Consider the following 20,249-nt stretch of genomic DNA (forward strand, 5'->3'; position numbering starts at 1 on the left):
AACCCGGGTTACAGCTTCGCCTGCACCCAGGCTACAACTACGTTTACGAATCTACAGCAATTACACGTCATCAAAATAATTTTTTAACGTGCGCTGCACATCTAAATTGAGTGCACCAGAGTTAGGATCAATAGCACTTACCGTATCCCCAAGATAACCGATTGCCCAAAAGAAGATGTTGTTGGTTTCCATATTCGCTTGTAAATAAGGCATTAGCGAATCAGTAAAAAAAGCTTTTCCTTTTGCAGTTTTCCAAGATGCCTCACCAAGTACAATAGGATAACCTGCTTTATATAAAAATCCCCATGACCAGTCAAAACGTAATTGGCTTGCCATCCCAGGAGCGGTTTCCCAACCAGCAACTTCAGCAGGATAAACATGTGGTGAAAAAACTATATGTCCATTCTGTGCGGCATCATCACCCAATAACCATGGTAATGCTGCCTGGTTTATGCCTTGATTGATTAACTCATTTCTGAATTTGGTCTTATCAAAAACAGCAACTCCATTTTTAGCTTGTGTTTCATCAAGTAACGGTTTGAAATCCTCGCCCCAATTTCCTTTAAAAAACATGCGCTCTAAATTGCCACATAAAGCAGGATCGGGAGAATGACTATAACCATTGTCATCTACTACTTGTGATTTAGGCACACAAATGGCTGGATTATTTGAATCATCATTTCCTGAATCAGGACCTTCCACAAACAACAGTAGCTCAGGATTATTTTTCTGTACCGCATTGGCAGCCGTAGCGATAACTTTGGTCCAAGGCACTTGAGAGTCATGCGTTTTAAACCAGTTTAATCGATAAGGTTCATTAAAAATATCAATTCCTATAACGTTATCTAAGTTGCGGTTTTTGATTTCTGTGGCTAACAGGGCAATATCTTGCTCATATTGTTTCATGTCATACACTGTCCCATCACGCATTGCATCGCCATAGCCATGGCGATGATGCATATCAATCATGACTCTAATGTTCTTCTTTTTTAGCTCCTGTAAAACAATCCAAAAAGCTTGTTTTGGAGTCACTGCTTTGTCACAAGCCGGGCCATTACTTTGCCATGTTTTACAAAAGACACCGTTGCCCGCATTTGGAAAAGACTTGTCTGAAAGCGATTTATTCAAATCGACTTCATGCTGCTCATCATAAAGAACCTCGGGTTGTATGGGTAAGCGCAGCGTTTTAAAACTCACGGCAGTATTTTTATCTACACCTGAACTTGGAAACTCCCATGGGCTGCTGATCAAATCCATCATGCCATAAGCTCTTGGGTTAGAACCTAATGATGGGATTGCATAAAAGGGATTGCTTTGTAAACCTTGAAAAACATTTGTGTCCTGATATCCAGACCATGATAGGCCATCAATGTGAATCAGTTGGCCGTTGTCACTGTAAATTTTACTTTCTCGCGTTTGGTAAGCGTGCGCATCCACTGCAAGCATTAATAATAACCAACATCCGAATACGCTTATTTTTTTCATTCACTATCCTCCAAACTAAATTACATGGGCACTTTAAAATGAGCACTATTTAACCATCGGTTGATGGCTTCAGGTGAATTTTTGAATGGACTTTACAAAAAATTAACAAATCGAGGTTTGTACATGATTGGTGCAAAAAACAAACAGCATGCCACCTGAGACAAGTGATGTAAAACCACGGGAACTGTAAGCGCTCCCATGGTTACAATCAGTAAAAGAAGAAAAATTGTTAGCCTACGTGAGAAAAGCGGCGATCACTTTCATAAATTGAGCGTTTCACCAACTCATCCATCTCCGCAGTAGGTTCACACGATTGGAAAACCATCTTTAACGGAGACACGTCCACAGTGGATTTGCTCACATCATTTTGCAAATAACCATGAAGATTTCTATATGTATGGTATTTATCTGTAGCAAACTCTTGGCATTGAGCCATAGTTTCATCTTGGCATATTGAGAACTTAATCAAATGTTCTGCATGGAATGGTTCTTGGCTTTTTGAAAACACATACTGCATATCGTAGAGAACGCTATCAGCGCCAGCACAAAAATAATATCCTGATTGAAATTTATTATTTGCGAATACATCACTACGAATATAGCGACCCTCTCCAGCTTGTAAGCCAGTAAGAGTGACTTTATGAACTGCAATCTCTTTAGGACTATCTGCAAAAGCGAAACCAGTTAAAACCAAACCCAATAATACTGAGGCTATTTTCATCATTCTGTTTTAACTCCTAGTATGAAAGAAATATTCCTTGTAATGGTTTATTTTCCCTAAACAACTACAAAGAATAATAAAAATATGAAGTTATCTAAAAAAGAGAGCAAACTCTCATCAATTTCAGTCCGACATTATACCCTATTTCATACGAATAGTGCAAAAATTTATAAATTAATTCTCATTTTGATCGAAAATACCTCAACAAAGACGATATCACCAGGTATTAAAAGTACCGTTAGCACTTTTCTCATTTTTGTTAAAAAGGTATTCACTTTTTGCTCTTTCTGAATTTTTTATTTACTGATTCAAAATTATTGATTACACTCAGCCTAATTAAAATCAAATGTCCGCTTTTTTAATGGCCAAAGCTTTAATCCAAAAATTCAGAACTGCATTAATCAATTATTTGCAGAGTCCGCATAAACAGCAGAATGAAAAAGAGCTCACCGCATCTGCTTTCGCACTAATTGATTGCGCTGCACAGACATGTAATAGTATTGAACCTGGTAAATATATGATCGTTCTCGATGACATGGTGCGCATCGCTGCGCGTGGCATTAAAATACATCCTTACCATGGGCTGGTACTGGATGCGTTTGCCCGGAAACTAAGCCTGTCAGGGCGTAAAGGAGAAGCACCTGCATTTCAGGTGCTCAATCTCACCTATCATCTATATTTGAAAAATAATCTAATTGATCCGGAAAAAACGGCTCGGGCAAAATTAGACCTAATTCAGCAGACAATGCAACAATTAAAGATGGCCAATAATCCTTATGCCGCAGAATTAGAAAGTGCGCTGGTAAAATTAACGCTTGCAACGGACGAGTATTTTAAATTATCGCCCACAGAACAGTTAAAAAAGCATGCTGAATTTAACCAAAAACTAAAGTTTGTTTGTGCTGAACATCGCGCCGCCATCGAAAGTGATGTACGTATTAAATCTGCATTTTATGGCTTCCTTGCCGTGATTTTTAGTATCTTCGATTTGTTTGGGCTACCTCTTGGCGAGGAATACCAAAGAAAAAACAGATTTTTCCAAGAAGGTTCATTAACCCCCAAGAATACATTAGCAGGCTTTAATATACCTGCTATTGAAATGGAAGAGACTCCAGAGGAGGGGCCAGGTAATTATCGAGCTCAGGGTGCTTTATAAGCCGGTGCATCGTCTGGAAGCTCTTCAATTTGCGTAGCTACAGTAGAATCGGGTGCGCGGTGGAAATGGTGTTGCCCCTGATTTTTAAAAATTTTAGCCTTAGGATTCTCCGCGCTTTGTGCAATTTCTTCAAAATTAGATTTGTTTACCAAACCATCTGATTCAGAGTAATGAACTTCCAGAGGAATTAGATTATCTTTTTTGTTTTTGAAAAATTCTGTTAAATTTTTAAAAGCATTCGCTACAAACTTAATAAAATCAGACAACGATGAGAGTGCCGAAGCACCACCTTCTCGTCTTATCCCTTGTTGTTCTATGAGTTGCGCATGCTCATCTTTGTTGCCGGGATTGCTAGATAAAATCGTTGGTAAATTACCGATGATTTGTAATCGTGGGTTTTTCATGACCGCTGGAGCCATTAACTGAATTTTCTTGATTTTATTTTTAGGAACACCTTCTGGTGGATCTTCATTCAGTTGATGTATCATATTTAATGCGTTGGCAATAACCGCACCACCTAAACTGTGCCCCAATAAAACGATTTCATCCACATCGGGATCGGCATAGGCTTTTTCTAACATGCTGTAAAAATCAAATTGCATTTGCCTAAGATTCAAGTCCTCTTTTCCGCGGGATTCATCAAAAGCTGCACCCGACTGATCATAGCTTAAGACTTTATAGCCCTTTCTGACATATTGATTCGCGACTGTATTAAAAGTGTTGACGCTGTCTTGTAATCCATGTACGGCTAATACTAATTTTTTGCTTGCTTCTTTTCCAGAATCAGACCATGTTTTTGTTTGTAGCGTTCTGATATCACTTTGGGTTTTATGGAGCCTTTCAAAGTACCCGTCGACGGCTTTCTTTATGCAATCCTCAAATCGGCTTGAAAACCCTCTGCTAAACGCTGAGGATGAAAAATACTCTTCTATTGCTTTAACCGCATTATCAACTTGTTCAGGTGGAATTTTTTTTGTTTCATGATCGGCAAATTTTTTTAATATATCTCGTATTGCCACAAGATCAGCTTTCCTTTTGTCACTAGGATTGAGATTTAAATCTTCATACTGCTTACAGGCGTATTCAATTACTTTGGCAAAATCATAGTCTATTGTTTCTGTACCGTAGTGCGCATAAGGTTCCAATGCAGTCAAAGCTTTTTGCATTGCTTTATTTATTTCACCTTGTGCTGCTGCCATTTTTTTCGGCTTTTTATGAGCAACAGTATAAGCAGCTAAGTCAGTATGCCAATCCTTAGTCGTTGCATAGTTTGCTGCGCCGACACGCTCTGCTTTTTCTACGAGAGCCCCGATTACCGCATCTATTTCTCCTTTATCAATTTTTATAATTTTCTTGGAAGTTAAGCTCGTTAATGCCAGCTTAACCGCCTGTTCTAAAGCATGTTTGTCTCTGGATTTGACCGCTACCGCATCTAACTTTTCGTGATACAAGAGAAGAGCTGCTTTATGGTAATTCATAAAATCTGGGTTTTGCTCGGCAAATTTTTTATAAGCTTTTGTAGTTACTGGCTCTGCTGGAACCTTTCCCTTTTTAGAGTCTTGATAAGCTAGAAATGCTTCATGAAGATATCCTAATTTTAGGGCGTTTAAATTGGATAAATCTTCCTGTGCCTTAAGCTCTTTAACTTTGTCTCGAGCCCCTAGTTTTGCATAAATGTTTTTATAGCTATTGCCCATATTACACCTCATTCCAAATACGGTTGTATTTTTTCTGATATGTTTTTCTACTTCATGGTAGATAGGATTATTTTCTTCATATCGTATTAATATTATACTATCAATTTATTATTTAAACATTAGCTGAGTTTCGGCACATTGCCTTCATTGCAGATACAGCCCCCACTCTTTCAGGGAAATACCCCTGATTTTGCATCATCCTTTGGTCAACTAGTTGTCATAATGGCAAGTTAAATAATAACTAATTGATTTCATGCTAAAAAACTCTTTGCTATTAAAAAAAAATGAGTTATAACTCTCTTACCTGAATCAAGGATTGACAGGTATTAGGATAGATCAGCATGATGCTGAATATTTTTTTTCATGGAGGAGAAAATGAACAGTAAAGTATTTTCGCAACGCTTCAATCGCGAGTTAGCCTCATTGGGCTTTCCTGAGGATTTAGCCGAAAAGATCAAAGCCGTAGCTAAAGTATTTGGTGTGTCGCGCCATTTAGCAAATTCTTTAATTTTTGGGCATATGCTTCCTGGGGGCGAACAGCTCAACAAGATTGCTGAAATTTTAGAAGTTTGTCCACAATGGTTAGGTGGAGCAACTGACAGGAAAAAAACTTATCCAAGTCGCGAAGTTGCAGATAGTGCATAAAGTCTATTGGCAGCGCACCTGAAAGTATCTACATCCCGCGCTAGAAGTGCGGGAGTCATACGCACTTGCCAATAAGTACTCATTTGCATAAACGTAAAATGTGATAGCAAACCCCAGTTAAACTTGAGATAATTATTATATATTGTAAAATACTGTATCTGTACCTCCTTGCAACGTATCAGGTTCAGTAGTTTATATATCCATTTTTCACCATAAAAAGCGTATTTCGCGGGTTATTAACATCATGGAATGCTTGAGTTTTTGTATAGCCAAATCGATTGATTTAACACGAGTGGACAATCACTTTAAACGCTCGTCGACTGAATTTACTTCATTGAAGACCCGGGATGTTCTTAAATTAAGTGCCAACAACAATAAAGAACATACGATATTTGTTTTTAAAAATGGCACCGTGGTTTCCTGGGGAATCAAACGTTATCAAATTAATGATTATTTAAATACGATCAAACTCTTGATTGATAAACCCGTTACTCTTTTGGTACATGATGAATTCCACTACCAGTTCAGTGATAAGACCACGATAGAGCCACATGATTTTTTCGATGTGGATTGTTTAAACATTGAAGATGAAAGTGATGAACTCAAACTCAGTCTGTCTTATGGGTTTTCTCAATCAGTAAAATTACAATATTTTGAAACCATCATTGATGCGCTCATTGAAAAATATAATCCGATGATCCAAACCCTTTCACTAAAAGGTAAAATGGAAATTAGCCGCACACAAATACAACAGATTATTGGAGAAATTCTTGGTGCCAAAAGTGAAATGAATTTAATTAGTAATTTCCTTTATCATCCAAAATATTTTTGGCAGCATCCGACATTAGAAGAGCACTTTTCTATGCTGGAGCGCTACTTGCATATCCAAAGACGTGTCAATGCAATAAATCATCGGTTGGACACCCTTAATGAAATCTTTGATATGTTTAATGGGTATCTAGACAATCGACATGGGCATAACTTAGAAATTATCATCATTGTATTGATTATTTTAGAAATTGTCGTCGCCGTTTTAAACTTACATTTTTAATGAATTTCAACGTTAATGAGAGCAAATTAAGACAAAACCAGCTATTCTTTAAAAAAATGAATAATACTTATTAGATCAATTATGCTTAGTAATACAAACCAACTCAATGAAGCTCAACTCAAAGATCTAGAGCAATTAAGAGCCGTCTGTAGAAAAAAGGATGGTAGTGCACCTAATTTATATACTCATTTGCTGACACAAAAACGAAATTTGCCTACGGTTTTGTTGTATTATGACAAACACCATTTGGTGGGCTTTTTAAGTGTTTTCTTCTTTTATGAAGATGCCGTTGAAATCTCATTGCTTGTGCATCCAGATTATCGACGTAAAGGCATTGCTAAAAAAATGCTGCACCATATTTTACCGCTTGTGAAAGAACAAGGCTTTTTTAAATTGATTTTTTCTAGTCCTTCTCATGTAAATGATCAATGGCTCGCTGAGCGTGGATTTCTTTATATGCATAGCGAATACTATATGGAACGACATGATTTAAATCCCTTATTGGATTATAAAAAAGAGCTGACCTATCGTACAGCAACAGAGCAAGATATTCCTTTACTCTGTGTTCTCGATGAAGCGTGTTTCTTTAAAACCCAATCTGAATTAATTCCTCGTTTTGAACACATACTGAGTGATAGGACCTATCAAATAATATTGGCATTTGAAGAAAATCATCTTATAGGTAAAGCACACATACGCTGGCAACAGCATGGTGCAACCCTTTCTGATATCGCGGTTTTGCCTGTCCGTCAAGGCAAAGGTTTAGGAACGGCATTGATTTCTCACTGTATTAATTATGCTTTAAGCGAAGGCAAGCCCGAGCTCAATCTCGATGTTGAAACTCACAATCAAAAAGCACTAGACCTCTATACTCGACTCGGTTTTCTCACACAAAATTCGTGTGAATACTGGGAAATCGATCTCTACAAATTACAACAAATAGTAAAACCAAAACACACCCACTAATTGCATCATAATCACCCAGATGGCGAAAGCTAATTGAATTATATGCTCGCTATCTGGGCAAACATTTTTCTGTAAAATAAAACCTCATCGTAGTGCTTGACAGAATTTAAATCTGGCCTTTAGTATTGTCCTAAAAAAGTGGAACTATCACTTCGATAGCCGCTCTTTCGGCTTACATGGAAGGCTCCACACATTAAAAATTAAAAGGATCATAATGAAAAAAAGGGTTGTAATAACCGGCATGGAAATAACCTCTTCCATAGGAACAGGCGTAAATAAATTCTGGGAAGCAGCAAAACAGGGACAATGCGGAATAAAACGCATCCAAAGTTATGATCCTTCTGTGTATCCAACACAAATAGCAGGTGAAATTACTGATTTCTCCCTAGAACATCTTCCCGAGCTGAATAAAAATAAGCGTTACCCACGAGCAGCTCAATTCGCTCTTTATTGCACGCATAATGCAATAGAACAGTCAGGGCTTACTGCCCATGAACTCAGCAAAGCGGGAACCTTTATGGGAACTGGAATGGGAGGATATCCCGAATCAGAAACCAGTTATCAATTTTTCTTCGCTGACAATTGGCGAAAAATGCAACCGCTGACTGTGATCCGAGGAATGGCCAATTCCATTGCAAATTTTATTGCCATAGCATTTGGTCTGGGGGGCCCTAACTCAACGATTTCTAATGCCTGTATTTCATCAGCTGATGCCATAGGCACCGCCTATCATCAAATCGCTCATGGTAACATTTCCACTGCGATTTGTGGCGGTACTGAAGCACCAATTTGGGAATCAATGATGTCTGCCTGGTGTAAATTAAAAGTACTGTCTACGAACAATGAACAACCAACAAAAGCCTGCCGTCCATTTGATCTAAATCGTGCAGGGATGGTAATGGCTGAAGGTGCTGGGGTTTTAATTCTTGAAGAGTTAAATCAGGCTAAAGCACGCGGCGCTACTATTTTTGCCGAAATAATTGGTTTTGGCGCCAGCTGTGATGCATTTCATATTACGGTACCCTCTTCAGAAGGACAACAACGCGCCATTCAAGGTGCATTAGATGATGCAAAACTATCCCCGCGAGATATTCAGTATCTCAAAGCACATGGCACTGGAACGCCATTAAATGATAGGGTTGAAACACAAACCATTAAAGCAAAATTTGGTGAAAGAGCCTATGAGCTCCCCATCACCGCCCAAAAATCAATGATCGGACACGCAATTGGCGCTTCTGGTGTCATGGAAGTTATTTCCACCTCTCTTAGTCTGCAGCATGATTTGTTATTACCTACAATCAACTTAGAAACCGCTGATCCTGATTGTGATTTGGATTATGTGCCAAATGAAGCACGTAAAAAGGCTATTGATATCGTTCTATCCAATCATTTTGCCTTTGGTGGGGCTAATGTGGCCTTGATCTTACGCAGATATATAAGATAAAGCAGGTATCCCGTATTAACTCAGCGTAATACGGGGCTTAAAGTAAGAGATCTTCTCAATTCATTAATACATATAGCCTATGCTAAACATCAATGCCGTAGTGTATAAATGAGGCATACCTGGACCTTGGTTCAAAGTCGCGCCATCACCGCCTAAATAATTTTTACCCCAATCTGCAAACTCAGCGCCTACACCTAGTTGCCAGTTAGGAGTTAGCATTTTTTGCACACCAGCCCCAAGCGTATACGAAAAAGCCATCGTACTGGCCGTAGTAAACCAATATGTGGGATAAAGAACTGGATCGATTGTCGTAGGAGTCCAGTCATGGGCATGGTTCCAACCCACACCAAAACTACCACTCAGATAAGGCTGTAGGGTTTGAAAGCCACAAGCAACCAACTTACCTTTAAATTCGGCGCGAACGTGGCTTACTTTATACTGATAGGTATAAACATCGGGAACACCATTCACACCCACCGTACCCGAAAGCGAGGCATCACTAGCTGCTGCAACACCAAGACCAAATTGACCAATAACATCGCTCGCACCAATAAAATGCTGTAACCCAAAAAAGATTCCGCCTGTACCTAACCAATCGGATTTCGAATCGGCGATATAATAATTGTTCTGTGGTGGTGGAAAAGGATAAAGATACTGATCTTTCCCTGGATTAGACCAAGCTGGCCCTCCACTAACGATAATAATTGATGACCATACCTGGGGCAAAGCGGGAGCATAGGGATCTTCAGTAGCAAATACATTGATTGAAAAAAATGCACCAGCTCCTAAAGCGATTATTTTTTTTAACATACATATCCTTTTGATTTTTAATCATGAAATCCACAGCGTTCAGGCTAATTTTATACAGGATTTGGGTCTATTTTTCTATACTTCGCATATCAGAATTGAGCGTGCACGAAAGCATCTCTGCCATTCAGTTAGAAAATCGGGCTTATTGATTGCCTCCGTGTAAGCCCAATCTGGCCTTTCTTGTTTAATTCATTAAAAGGCTTGATTGTATGCTGAATTTTTATCAATATTGATCACATTCATATCGTCACTTTGGATTGTTATAATTATTTTTAGGGATAAAAAATGAGAACGAAACTTCGTCTTTTCGACACTGAAATTGAACTGAAAGAGTTCAGGCTACAGCCCCCGTCACTCAAGGTAATTTTTGTCGGAGATGGTTGCGGTAAAAGCTCTTTATTAAAAACACTTACTTCAGGAAAATATCCCTCCAATGTTAAAGCGACTATAGGCACAGATTTTTATCACCAATTGATTGAGCTCAATGACAGTAAAATAAATCTTCACATATGGGATATCCCCGGAGTAGCACGTTATGGAAATTTCTGCAGGGTGTATTTTAAAGAGACTGACATTGCAATTATCGGTTTTGATTTGACCAGAAAAGCAACGTTTGATAGTGCCATACAATGGCTAGAAGAAATTAATCAGCATTTAGATAGAAACAACCTGGGGAAAATTATTTTAGTTGGGCTAAAAAGCGATGCAGCACCTGATCCAGAATTAGATGTTGAAGAGCTAAATCATTTTGTTCAGGATCATAATTTATGTTACATGACCGCAAGTGCAAAAACAGGAAAAAATGTAGAAGAGTTATTCCAGCAAGCCGTGACATTAAAAATGGAATCATTAAGTCTGAAAGAAGAAACTTCAGCTGATGATTATCAAGCTGACGTGGATGCCCTATTTTATAGGGTGGTGCACTATTAGAACCTTGAGATACTCCAGCAAAAACCACTACCTTAGCCTATCCTTTGTAAGAAAATGAAGCCTCCTAAAGCATAGCAATGGAGGTTTCTTGGGTATATAATCGGCTATTTTACAAAAAAAGGCCAACAAATGAGTTATTCACTAGCTGATATAGCAAACAAGGTACAAGGGGCAGTCATAGGTGATGACTCAATAAAGGTTTCTGTCTTATCATCGATTGACGACATTGCCCCCGGAAGTATAGTGTTTGCTGATAGTAACGACAAAGTGAAATTAGCCGAAGCATCAGAAGCAGCTGCCATATTAGTCAGCGAACAAGTTTCTGTTTCAAAAAAAACATTAATTCAGGTAAAGCATCCATTTAAAGCCTTTATTACGTTGATGCACCATTTCAATCCCCCACAAAAAACGCTTCCTGGCATTCATCCCACTGCGGTCATTGGTGAAGGAGTGCAATTGGGAAATGAAGTCTTTATAGGTCCTTATGTAGTGATTGAAGCAGGCAGTATTATCGGAGATCACAGTATTTTAAAGAGCCATATTCATATTGGTTGTGAAGTGACTATAGGTGCTAACACCACCATTCATCCCCATGTTACCGTATACGATAAATGCCAAATTGGCTCCAGAGTCATCATTCATGCCTCTACGGTTGTAGGCTCTGATGGATTTGGTTATACCTTTGTTGATGGCAAACATCTTAAAGTGCCTCATGTCGGACATGTCCAGATTGAAGATGATGTAGAAATAGGCGCAAATACCGCAATTGATCGCGCCACAATGGGAGCAACTGTTATTGGCGAAGGAACTAAAATTGATAACCTAGTCCAGGTAGCCCATTCTGTTAAATTAGGTAAGCATAATATTCTATGTGGTTTTACTGGTATCGCAGGCAGCACCACTTCAGGAAACCATGTGATTTTTGCTGCCAATGTTGGGGTGAGTGATCATGTACGCATTGATGATGGAGTAATATTAGGTGCTCGTACTGGAGTACCACCTAACAAACATCTGAAAGAAGGAAATGTTTATTTAGGAAACCCAGCGCGTCCCAAAGATCTTGCTATCCAACATGAGCTCGGAGTGAATCGAATTCCTTTAATGCGCAAAAATATTAAAGCACTTTCAGAGCAAATTGATTTATTGAAGAAACAACTTGCCAAAGAAGAGGCAGAGTAACTATGACATCTCCCTTGATTCTCATTGATGGTTCATCCTATTTTTTTCGCGCATTTCATGCACTACCGCCTTTAACTAACTCTAAAGGCCAACCCACCGGAGCCATCTATGGGGTAGCCAACATGATTAAAAAGCTCATCAAGGACTATCAGCCCGAAGAATTAGCTGTGGTCTTTGATGCCAAGGGGAAAACATTCAGAGATGATTGGTATCCAGAATATAAAGCTCATAGGCCACCCATGCCTCATGACTTAAGCATCCAATTTGCCCCTTTAATCCAGCTTTTACAAGCCATGGGACTGCCCATATTGATTATTGAAGGGGTTGAAGCAGATGATGTGATAGGGACCTTAGCAAAACAAGCCACAGAACAAGGAGTTTCAGTGGTCGTTTCTACGGGCGATAAAGACATGGCCCAGCTGGTTAACGAACATATTACGCTCATCAATACCATGAGCAATACCAGCATGGACATTGCAGGAGTCCAAGAAAAATTTGGCGTTACGCCAGCACAGGTCATTGATTATCTGACACTTATTGGTGATACCGTAGATAATGTTCCTGGTGTCAACAAATGTGGACCGAAAACAGCGGTCAAATGGCTTAGCGAATATCAAACATTGGATAACCTCATCCAACATGCAGACGCCATTGGTGGTAAAATCGGAGAGAACTTACGTGCAAGTATCCCCCAACTGCCCCTATCCAAAAAATTAGTAACCATCAAAACGGATGTTGATTTGCCTCTCAAATGGGGTGAGTTAAAACCTCAGCCAATGGATAAAGAACAACTCATTGATTTAACACGTGAATTTGAATTCAAAAACTGGCTTAAAGAACTCTTAGGAGCAGAAGGAAACTCCTCCGCGAACAAACCAAGTGTATCCAGTATACCTTTTGAAATAATTACGACAAACCACCAATTAAATCATTTGCTCAATCAATTGGAGCAATGCCAAGTATTTTGTATCGATACAGAAACAACCAGCATAGATATTATGTTAGCGGAGCTTGTTGGCATTTCCTTGGCAATTGAAGAAGGAAAAGCCGTGTATATTCCGTTCACCCATACGGATGGCACAGTACAATTAATTCGCGAAGAAGTGTTAACTGCATTAAAACCCATTTTAGAAAATCCCCAGATAAAAAAAATTGGTCAAAATCTCAAATACGATTATTCTGTTTTGAAAAATCATGGCATCACGCTAAACGGCATCAGTTATGACACGATGTTAGAGTCTTACGTACTCAACAGCGCTGCTGGTCGTCACGATATGGACTCATTGGCTTTAAAATATCTGGGACACAAAGCAATTAGTTATGAGGAAGTTGCTGGCAAAGGGGCAAAGCAGTTGCGTTTTGATCAGGTTCCTGTTGATAAAGCAGCAGCTTATGCCGCAGAAGATGCAGAAATAACCTTGCAACTTCATAATAAACTCTTCCCGTCGATCCCAGAACCCGTACTCAGTGTATTCAATGAAATAGAAATGCCGTTGGTTACCATACTTGCCGATATGGAACGTTTAGGGGTACTCATAGATTGCGTGACTTTGGAACAACATGGAACTCGCTTGAAAGAACGTATCCATGCATTGGAGCAAGAAGCCTTACAACTAGCGGGCAAACCATTTAATCTGAACTCCCCAAAACAATTACAAGAAATTCTCTTCGATTCACATAAGCTGCCCGTAATTGCAAAAACCCCAACGGGACAACCTTCCACAGCAGAATCGGTATTACAAGAGCTGGCTTATGATTATCGCCTTGCCGCAGTGATTCTTGAATACCGCAGCCTAACAAAACTGGTCTCGACCTACATCGACGCATTGCCTAAAAAAATGAATCCACAAACGCATAGAGTCCACACCTCCTATAACCAGGCCGTTGCGGCCACAGGCAGATTGTCCTCGAGTGAACCCAATTTGCAAAACATTCCTATCCGCAGTGAAGAAGGACGCCTGATTCGTACTGCATTTATAGCACCCGAGAACTACCTTATCCTTGCAGCCGACTATTCGCAAATCGAATTACGAATTATGGCGCATTTATCACAAGATGAAAATTTGTTAAAAGCCTTTGCTCAGGGTTGGGATATTCACGCAGCAACTGCCAGCGAAATCTTTCAAACACCGCTAGAAGCAGTCAGCAGCGAACATCGTCGTCGCGCTAAAGCAGTCAACTTTGGTCTGATTTATGGCATGTCTGCTTTTGGCCTGGCAAAACAAATTGGTGTCGAACGTCAGGACGCACAATATTACATTGATACTTATTTCCAACGTTACCCTAAAGTTTTGGAATACATGAACCGCACCCGCCAACAAGCTCACCAGCTCGGTTACGTCGAAACCTTATTCGGTAGACGTTTGTATTTACCAGAAATTAATACGCGCAATATGATACGACAAAAAGCAGCCGAACGAACGGCAATTAATGCGCCGATGCAAGGAACTGCGGCAGACATTATTAAAAAAGCCATGATCTCCATCGCGAAATGGCAAAAGGAACAAAAAAATCCTCCAGCAAAAATGATCATGCAAGTCCATGATGAGTTGGTTTTTGAAGTACATCATACTCAAGTAGAAGTCAGTAAAAAAATAATTCGTGACTTGATGGAACATGCGGTTATGCTCTCCGTGCCCCTGGTAGTTTCTATTGGCACAGGCGCGAATTGGGATGCGGCTCATTAACGTATTGCTCGTACTTCTTTTGTAGCCTGGGTGAAACGAAGTGAAACCCGGGTTACGCTCCTGCAAACCGTCACCCAGTCTACTACTGTTAGGAAAATATAAAATCTTAAAAAGGGATTGAACTTAACTATGGAATACAAAGCGATGGGACTATCTCAATTTATGTATGGTGTGTTGCCCAGTAAATGTTCAATGCATCACCATATTCCAGAGGTTTAATAATTTGTCCTCTTACATTTAAATCTTTAATGGCCAACTTATTTTCTTTCGTATAAGCATTTGTCAGAATAAATACTTCGGTAAAAGCTAATGAAGGATCCTTGCGAATAATTTTTAACAAATCAATTCCATTGACTTTGGGTACATTAATATCGAGAAGGATCACCTTCGGATGGATTTTTTCTTGTCCGTCACGCCCAAATAGCTTATTTAATGCTTCTTCCCCATTTGAGGCAATTTCAATAGCACAAGATTCTTTAACTTTTTTAAATATTCGCTTTACACCCTCGACGTCAACGATATCATCCTCGATATACAAAATATCTACGGTGTTTTTGTGGGTTTCCATAACCATTCTCCTTCCGCATTCCCATACTTTAAATGAATAATAAAAGTCTGCGGAACTCAGGAAATATTCTCGCTAAAAAACTTAGCCAGTATCGATGTCAAATCTTAAATTAATTATAGTACTAAAAATTAATCAATTTTGAAAAAAATTAAATTTATTGCCTATAATTTATAGTACATAAAGATTAGGAAGAAATTATGTATGAGTTAGATAAATCAATTCATTTCATGCTCATAGATGACGATGCGATTGATATTAAAGACATGCAAAGAACCTTTAAAAAAAATAATATCGATAATCCTCTTCATGTTGCAACTAATGGATTAGAAGCATTAAACAAATTATTAGGGCAAAATGGCGAGAAAAAAATTCACCCCACACCGAAAATAATCATCCTGGATATTAATATGCCTAAGATGAATGGCATCGAATTTATAAAAAATGTCCGCGCCAATAAAAATTTAAGATCCATGCTAATTTTTATTCTTACGACATCAAATAGCGAAAAGGACAAAATAGATGCATACAACTTGAATGTTGCCGGCTACATTGTAAAACCTTTTCAAATTTCACGATTTATGGAAATAATTTCATCGTTACATCACTATTGGAATCTGCTTGAGTTTCCTAGCAAAAATGCAAGTTAGAACTGGTCAATATTTTTTTTACCGAGCTGTTTAGGCCAAGTAAATGACATTGTAGTTCCTTTTCCGAGTTCCGATTGCACCATAATTTTTCCACCTTGAAATTCGACAATTTTTTTCACAATACTCAAGCCAACACCAGTAGACTCCAATTCATCTCTTGATTTAAGCGTTTGAAACACAACAAAAATTTTATCAAAAAACTCAGATGCAATTCCCGGACCATCATCTTTAATAGTAAACAGATAAAATGCTCCCAACGGTTTAACCTCTACAGTAATAAGCCCTTTTTTCCTATGGTGATGTTTTATGCTGTTATTGAGCAAATTGGATAACACCTGCACTAACGGGATCTTCGCTGTTTTAAAAATAGGTAATCGTTTAGGATAGAGAATCGTAAACTGACCTTCAGGATTAATGTTTTCAATGATCTCTTTTAAAACTGTTTTAACATTCACAAGTTCAATATTCAAATCAACACGCCCTGCGCGCGAATATTGTAATATTCCATCAATTAAGTTGGACAGACGTAACGTGCGTTGACGTAATAATGCCAAATGTTCCTTTGACTTATCATCTAATTTGTCAGCACTATCTTCTTCAATCCAGGTAGCTAATCGTTCGATTGCGCGTAAAGGCGCCTTTAAATCATGTGAAGTAATATAGGCAAACTGTTCCAATTCTTCATTAGTCTTAATGAGTTGATCTTCAATTTGTTTCGCTTCTGTAATATCTTTGGAAATGGTGAGAAAGCCAATAGGATTACCTATATCGTCTCGACGTAAGGTTAAAGTGATCGAAGCAAAAAAATGGGACCCATCTTTACGAACTCGCTCAAACACCTCTTCGGCTTTACCCTCCGCCAACGCTTTTTGCATAAACGCCTGTGCGGCCCCAGATTTCAGGTCTTCGGATAGATGCAAAATAAGAATATTTTTTTTATTCACCATTTCAGATGCCTGGTACCCATAATTGCGATAAGCGCCTTCATTCCATACGATTATTTTTCCATTTAAATCAGTAGCAACGATAGAGTATTCAATGGAGCTTTCCAGTATGTTTTGCAAAATACTTTTTGCATAAAATGTTTCTTCCGTTTTAATGGTTTGTACCTCCAAATTAAGCATGCTTTTTTCTGCGGGTACGCTCTCTTCTCTCGAATCTTTTTGAGTCACTTTTAATTGTTCACTTAAAGAACCAGAAGTATTCTTTCTACTTGTCTTTTTATCTCCACGTATTCTGTGTGTTTTTTGATCGGTAGAGTTTTGCATCCGTCCATAATCCATAGCACGTTCCTTAAGAAATAGATCTTACTCATATGTCCACAACAGTAGAATAACTATAATTATAGCGTGTCTTTGGCGCACTTGCCGATTTCGCAACGCGTACGCCCGGATAAAAATGGATGCAAAACCAAACAAAATTCAGCGTGCTGAGCCGCTACTTAGATATAATCAAGGTGATAACTGGCTTGTCTTTTAGCACGAGTTACATGTGAAAATGTTTGTTGCTGTTCATTGGCCGCTTCATCAAAATAATAAGCCCAAGTTTTTTGAATGCATTCTGGCCTTACTGTTTTTGCCCAAGTATTGTACTCGTTTACTAAACGATTATATTGCACAAAAACCTTAGCAAAAGCCCCACGCATAAATTCGGAGTCTGACCAAGCGATTAAAGGAAGATGAGGATATTTTTGCAGAATAGCTGCTGCAAGCTGGGGACCGTGAGTAGATGATTCATCGATCAAATTCAACTCACCATCAATGATAACGAGATCGGGCAGCTGAGTTTCAATACACGACAAAGCATCTTGACTGTTATTCACAACATCTATTGATACCGATGCAACTACTGACTCTATGAGTCGAGACAAGCAAAATGCATTAACAGCATTGTCTTCAATAATTAATACACGCATCGCATCCGGGCTCCCTGTTAGTTCAGGATCAAGTATAAAGATCAAACCTTAAGGAAGAATTAAGAAATTATTTTTAGGAAGATTTATTTTTTATTTTTATAATATTTAGGTTTTATTCACACTAAAAAGAGGATGAAGTTATGTTGGATATTAAAACTGAGGTACTTAAAGCCGAAAGTAGAATTCGCACCCACATTCGTGAAACCCCTTTAGATTTTTCAGTTCCGCTCAGTCAGTTAACGCATGCAAATCTTTATTTAAAATGTGAAAATTTGCAATATACAGGTTCATTCAAAGTCCGTGGAGCATTGAATGCCCTATTGTCTTTAAGTAAAAAGCAACAAAATGGCATTGTAGCCGCATCAACAGGAAATCATGGTGCTGCTGTTGCCTATGGCTTACACCAACTCAATCTCCCTGGGGTTATTTTTGTGCCTGAAAATGTATCCTTCGTCAAAAAGGAAAACATCAGTTTTTATACTGATTCGCTTCAACTCTATGGAAAAGACTGCGTTGAAACGGAGTTACATGCGATAGATTATGCAAAACAACATAATATGGTCTACGTATCACCCTATAACAATACTGAGGTGATTGCAGGCCAAGGAACTCTTGGTGTAGAACTCACGCGGCAACTTGAATCCATTGATGTTCTCTTTGTACCTGTGGGCGGAGGTGGTTTAATTGCGGGCATTGCGGGATACATTAAAGCGGTCTCCCCTAAAACGAAAATTATAGGATGTTTGCCAGAAAACTCTCCAGTGATGTCAGAGTCAGTCAAAGCAGGGAAAATTATTTCGATGAACACGTTGCCAACTCTTTCTGATGCGACCGCAGGAGGAATAGAACCTAATTCGATCACACTTGATTTGTGTCGTGATTACGTTGATGAGTTTGTTTTAGTCTCGGAAAATGAAATTCAAGCGGCATTATTAACCATCTTAAGTATGCATCATTTATTAATTGAAGGTGCTGCCGCCGTAGCTCTGGCCTCATTCTTAAAATGTGCAGAACACTTTCAAGGTAAAAACGCAGTGGTTATTTTAAGTGGTGCCAATATTAGCTTAGAAACATTAAAGAAAGTGATCATGTAACTGACTTGTGGCCGCGAACGTATATCTCGAGTAGGCTGGGCTGATAAGCCCAGCGCTTGTGAATTATAAAACACTAACGTCCGCCGCCACCGACTCCGCCCATGCCACCATGTCCACCACCACCTGCTCCTGAGCCTTCTCCACCATAACCCTTTTCACTATTTGATGAAACAGTGTGATTGGTGGCACAGGAGGTAACAAACAAGGGAAGCCCAATGAAGCAAAAAACAAGCATCGCTCTTTTCAATAAGTTCATTGTTGACATAGTTTTTCCTTATGAATATTTATTTCCTTATAGCGCTTTTACCGATTTTGTTCATAATAAACTATAGCTCCTTTTTTAGGGTCTGTAGATAATTCGCTAGTCTGCCATTAATGCATCAATTACCTTCCATGACTTTTCAATATCCAACGGGTTGGTGCCAGATAATCCAGCACACACAATCAGCGCTTTCCATAATGCCCATCCACGGGCACGCGCCCATGTTGCCTTATCAAGTTGCAGTGTTTTACGAAACACCTCTCGACTCTCCGCATTCAAAAAAGTCCACGCAATCACTAAATCGCAAGCAGGATCACCGATTGCTAATTGGCCAAAATCAATCACCGCACAAAGACGCCCCTCTTTAACTAACAAATTACCTGGAGCAATATCTCCATGTACCCAAACGGGGGCAGATGACCAGGTCTCACTAAGTGCCTCAGACCACATCGAAGAAACAGCCACTGTATCTATTTGTTGGCGCAAAATTTTAATTGCTTCTTGTGTCTCTGCATCATAAGTGGTCAGTGCACCTCCACGGTAGAAACTGTGCTCACCAGCTACTGGGCCACCTTTGCTGTCAATCCTTTGTAATTGCTGCAAAAATTGAGCTAAATCAGCAGCAAATAAATTCAGATCCTCAATACGCGCCATTGACGCGGTTTGTCCCTCTATCCAACGATAAATTGACCACGGCCAAGGATAGTCCGCTGTGGGTGCACCTTTTGCGATGGGTGTAGGAATTGGCAAAGACAAATGTGGTGCCAGATAAGGCAACCAATACTGTTCTTTTTCTACTTGCTGTGTATAAGATGCATCGCTTGGAAGGCGAACTGTCATTTCCGTACCCAAATGAAAAGTTCTATTGTCCCAACCACTGAACGCAACCGGTTTAATGGATAAAGCAGACCATTGTGGAAATTGTAAATGAATCAGTTGGCGAACCAGTGAAACATCAATATGTACTGTCATAGTCATCCCCGCAAAATGCG

At 39.1% G+C, this 20,249-nt stretch carries 19 protein-coding genes; 10 read left to right on the forward strand and 9 right to left on the reverse strand.

All coding sequences use genetic code 11. The annotated features are described in order from the left end of the window. Nucleotides 1-60: 60 nt before the first annotated feature. Both BGO44_RS03280 and BGO44_RS03285 read right to left on the reverse strand, forming a co-directional pair. Nucleotides 61-1,485, reverse strand: coding sequence for a cellulase family glycosylhydrolase (locus BGO44_RS03280; RefSeq protein ID WP_273198077.1), 1,425 nt, complete (start codon nucleotides 1,483-1,485; stop codon nucleotides 61-63). 229 nt (nucleotides 1,486-1,714) lie between these two features. Beyond that, complete coding sequence (locus BGO44_RS03285) at nucleotides 1,715-2,209, reverse strand: hypothetical protein (protein WP_058511296.1); 495 nt, start codon at nucleotides 2,207-2,209, stop codon at nucleotides 1,715-1,717. 343 nt (nucleotides 2,210-2,552) lie between these two features. On the opposite strand from BGO44_RS03285, the gene BGO44_RS03290 reads away from it, so the two are divergent. Further along, on the forward strand, nucleotides 2,553-3,362 hold the full coding sequence (locus BGO44_RS03290) for a hypothetical protein (protein ID WP_273198075.1): 810 nt from the start codon (nucleotides 2,553-2,555) through the stop codon (nucleotides 3,360-3,362). On the opposite strand, the gene BGO44_RS03295 is transcribed toward BGO44_RS03290, so the two are convergent. Continuing rightward, nucleotides 3,347-5,059, reverse strand: coding sequence for an alpha/beta fold hydrolase (locus BGO44_RS03295; protein ID WP_273198073.1), 1,713 nt, complete (start codon nucleotides 5,057-5,059; stop codon nucleotides 3,347-3,349). The two genes, BGO44_RS03290 and BGO44_RS03295, sit on opposite strands and share 16 nt — an antisense overlap. A 375-nt stretch (nucleotides 5,060-5,434) precedes the next feature. Here BGO44_RS03295 and BGO44_RS03300 point away from each other — a divergent pair, with 375 nt between their 5' ends. From BGO44_RS03300 to BGO44_RS03315, 4 genes are all read left to right on the forward strand, one after another. Continuing rightward, a complete protein-coding gene (locus BGO44_RS03300; protein WP_058511299.1) occupies nucleotides 5,435-5,704 on the forward strand; it encodes a hypothetical protein in 270 nt (89 codons plus the stop codon). A 244-nt stretch (nucleotides 5,705-5,948) separates the two neighbouring features. Next, the gene (locus BGO44_RS03305) at nucleotides 5,949-6,755 is read left to right on the forward strand and encodes an RMD1 family protein (protein WP_058511300.1); all 807 of its coding nucleotides are present in this window, start codon (nucleotides 5,949-5,951) and stop codon (nucleotides 6,753-6,755) included. 81 nt (nucleotides 6,756-6,836) lie between these two features. Further along, nucleotides 6,837-7,721 carry a GNAT family N-acetyltransferase gene (locus BGO44_RS03310; protein WP_058511301.1) on the forward strand — a complete coding sequence of 295 codons (885 nt, stop codon included), beginning with the start codon at nucleotides 6,837-6,839 and terminating at the stop codon, nucleotides 7,719-7,721. Between the two features lie 214 nt (nucleotides 7,722-7,935). Next, the gene (locus BGO44_RS03315; protein WP_058511302.1) at nucleotides 7,936-9,165 is read left to right on the forward strand and encodes a beta-ketoacyl-[acyl-carrier-protein] synthase family protein; all 1,230 of its coding nucleotides are present in this window, start codon (nucleotides 7,936-7,938) and stop codon (nucleotides 9,163-9,165) included. A 63-nt stretch (nucleotides 9,166-9,228) separates the two neighbouring features. On the opposite strand, the gene BGO44_RS03320 is transcribed toward BGO44_RS03315, so the two are convergent. Further along, complete coding sequence (locus BGO44_RS03320) at nucleotides 9,229-9,975, reverse strand: outer membrane protein (protein ID WP_058511303.1); 747 nt, start codon at nucleotides 9,973-9,975, stop codon at nucleotides 9,229-9,231. 285 nt (nucleotides 9,976-10,260) lie between these two features. On the opposite strand from BGO44_RS03320, the gene BGO44_RS03325 reads away from it, so the two are divergent. The 3 genes from BGO44_RS03325 to polA all read left to right on the forward strand — a co-directional run bounded on the left by BGO44_RS03325 (nucleotide 10,261) and on the right by polA (nucleotide 14,771). Continuing rightward, on the forward strand, nucleotides 10,261-10,905 hold the full coding sequence (locus tag BGO44_RS03325) for a Rab family GTPase (protein WP_058511304.1): 645 nt from the start codon (nucleotides 10,261-10,263) through the stop codon (nucleotides 10,903-10,905). A gap of 129 nt (nucleotides 10,906-11,034) precedes the next feature. Then, on the forward strand, nucleotides 11,035-12,084 hold the full coding sequence (lpxD, locus tag BGO44_RS03330; protein ID WP_058511305.1) for a UDP-3-O-(3-hydroxymyristoyl)glucosamine N-acyltransferase: 1,050 nt from the start codon (nucleotides 11,035-11,037) through the stop codon (nucleotides 12,082-12,084). 2 nt (nucleotides 12,085-12,086) lie between these two features. Beyond that, nucleotides 12,087-14,771, forward strand: coding sequence for a DNA polymerase I (gene polA, locus BGO44_RS03335; protein WP_273198072.1), 2,685 nt, complete (start codon nucleotides 12,087-12,089; stop codon nucleotides 14,769-14,771). Nucleotides 14,772-14,931: 160 nt separating this feature from the next. Here polA and BGO44_RS03340 read toward each other — a convergent pair whose 3' ends face one another. Further along, nucleotides 14,932-15,339 (reverse strand): response regulator, encoded by a 408-nt coding sequence (locus BGO44_RS03340; RefSeq protein WP_058511307.1) that lies wholly within the window; start codon nucleotides 15,337-15,339, stop codon nucleotides 14,932-14,934. 197 nt (nucleotides 15,340-15,536) lie between these two features. Here BGO44_RS03340 and BGO44_RS03345 point away from each other — a divergent pair, with 197 nt between their 5' ends. Beyond that, nucleotides 15,537-15,986: a response regulator gene (locus BGO44_RS03345; protein ID WP_273198071.1), complete on the forward strand. Its 450-nt coding sequence runs from the start codon at nucleotides 15,537-15,539 to the stop codon at nucleotides 15,984-15,986. Here BGO44_RS03345 and BGO44_RS03350 read toward each other — a convergent pair. Together BGO44_RS03350 and BGO44_RS03355 are read right to left on the reverse strand one after the other, a co-directional pair. Further along, nucleotides 15,983-17,269 carry a sensor histidine kinase gene (locus BGO44_RS03350; RefSeq protein ID WP_273198070.1) on the reverse strand — a complete coding sequence of 429 codons (1,287 nt, stop codon included), beginning with the start codon at nucleotides 17,267-17,269 and terminating at the stop codon, nucleotides 15,983-15,985. The two genes, BGO44_RS03345 and BGO44_RS03350, sit on opposite strands and share 4 nt — an antisense overlap. 158 nt (nucleotides 17,270-17,427) lie before the next feature. After that, nucleotides 17,428-17,901, reverse strand: coding sequence for a response regulator (locus BGO44_RS03355; RefSeq protein WP_058511310.1), 474 nt, complete (start codon nucleotides 17,899-17,901; stop codon nucleotides 17,428-17,430). Between the two features lie 140 nt (nucleotides 17,902-18,041). Between BGO44_RS03355 and BGO44_RS03360 the strand changes: the two genes are divergently transcribed. Continuing rightward, nucleotides 18,042-18,995 carry a threonine/serine dehydratase gene (locus tag BGO44_RS03360; protein ID WP_273198068.1) on the forward strand — a complete coding sequence of 318 codons (954 nt, stop codon included), beginning with the start codon at nucleotides 18,042-18,044 and terminating at the stop codon, nucleotides 18,993-18,995. Nucleotides 18,996-19,068: 73 nt separating this feature from the next. On the opposite strand, the gene BGO44_RS03365 is transcribed toward BGO44_RS03360, so the two are convergent. Continuing rightward, nucleotides 19,069-19,260 carry a hypothetical protein gene (locus tag BGO44_RS03365; protein ID WP_058511312.1) on the reverse strand — a complete coding sequence of 64 codons (192 nt, stop codon included), beginning with the start codon at nucleotides 19,258-19,260 and terminating at the stop codon, nucleotides 19,069-19,071. A gap of 96 nt (nucleotides 19,261-19,356) precedes the next feature. After that, nucleotides 19,357-20,229, reverse strand: a complete 873-nt coding sequence (locus tag BGO44_RS03370) for an aminoglycoside phosphotransferase family protein (RefSeq protein WP_273198067.1) — start codon at nucleotides 20,227-20,229, stop codon at nucleotides 19,357-19,359. Between the last annotated feature and the right edge of the window lie 20 nt (nucleotides 20,230-20,249).

Origin of the sequence: Legionella sp. 39-23, from assembly GCF_001897665.1 — a bacterium.
Lineage (GTDB): Bacteria > Pseudomonadota > Gammaproteobacteria > Legionellales > Legionellaceae > Legionella > Legionella steelei.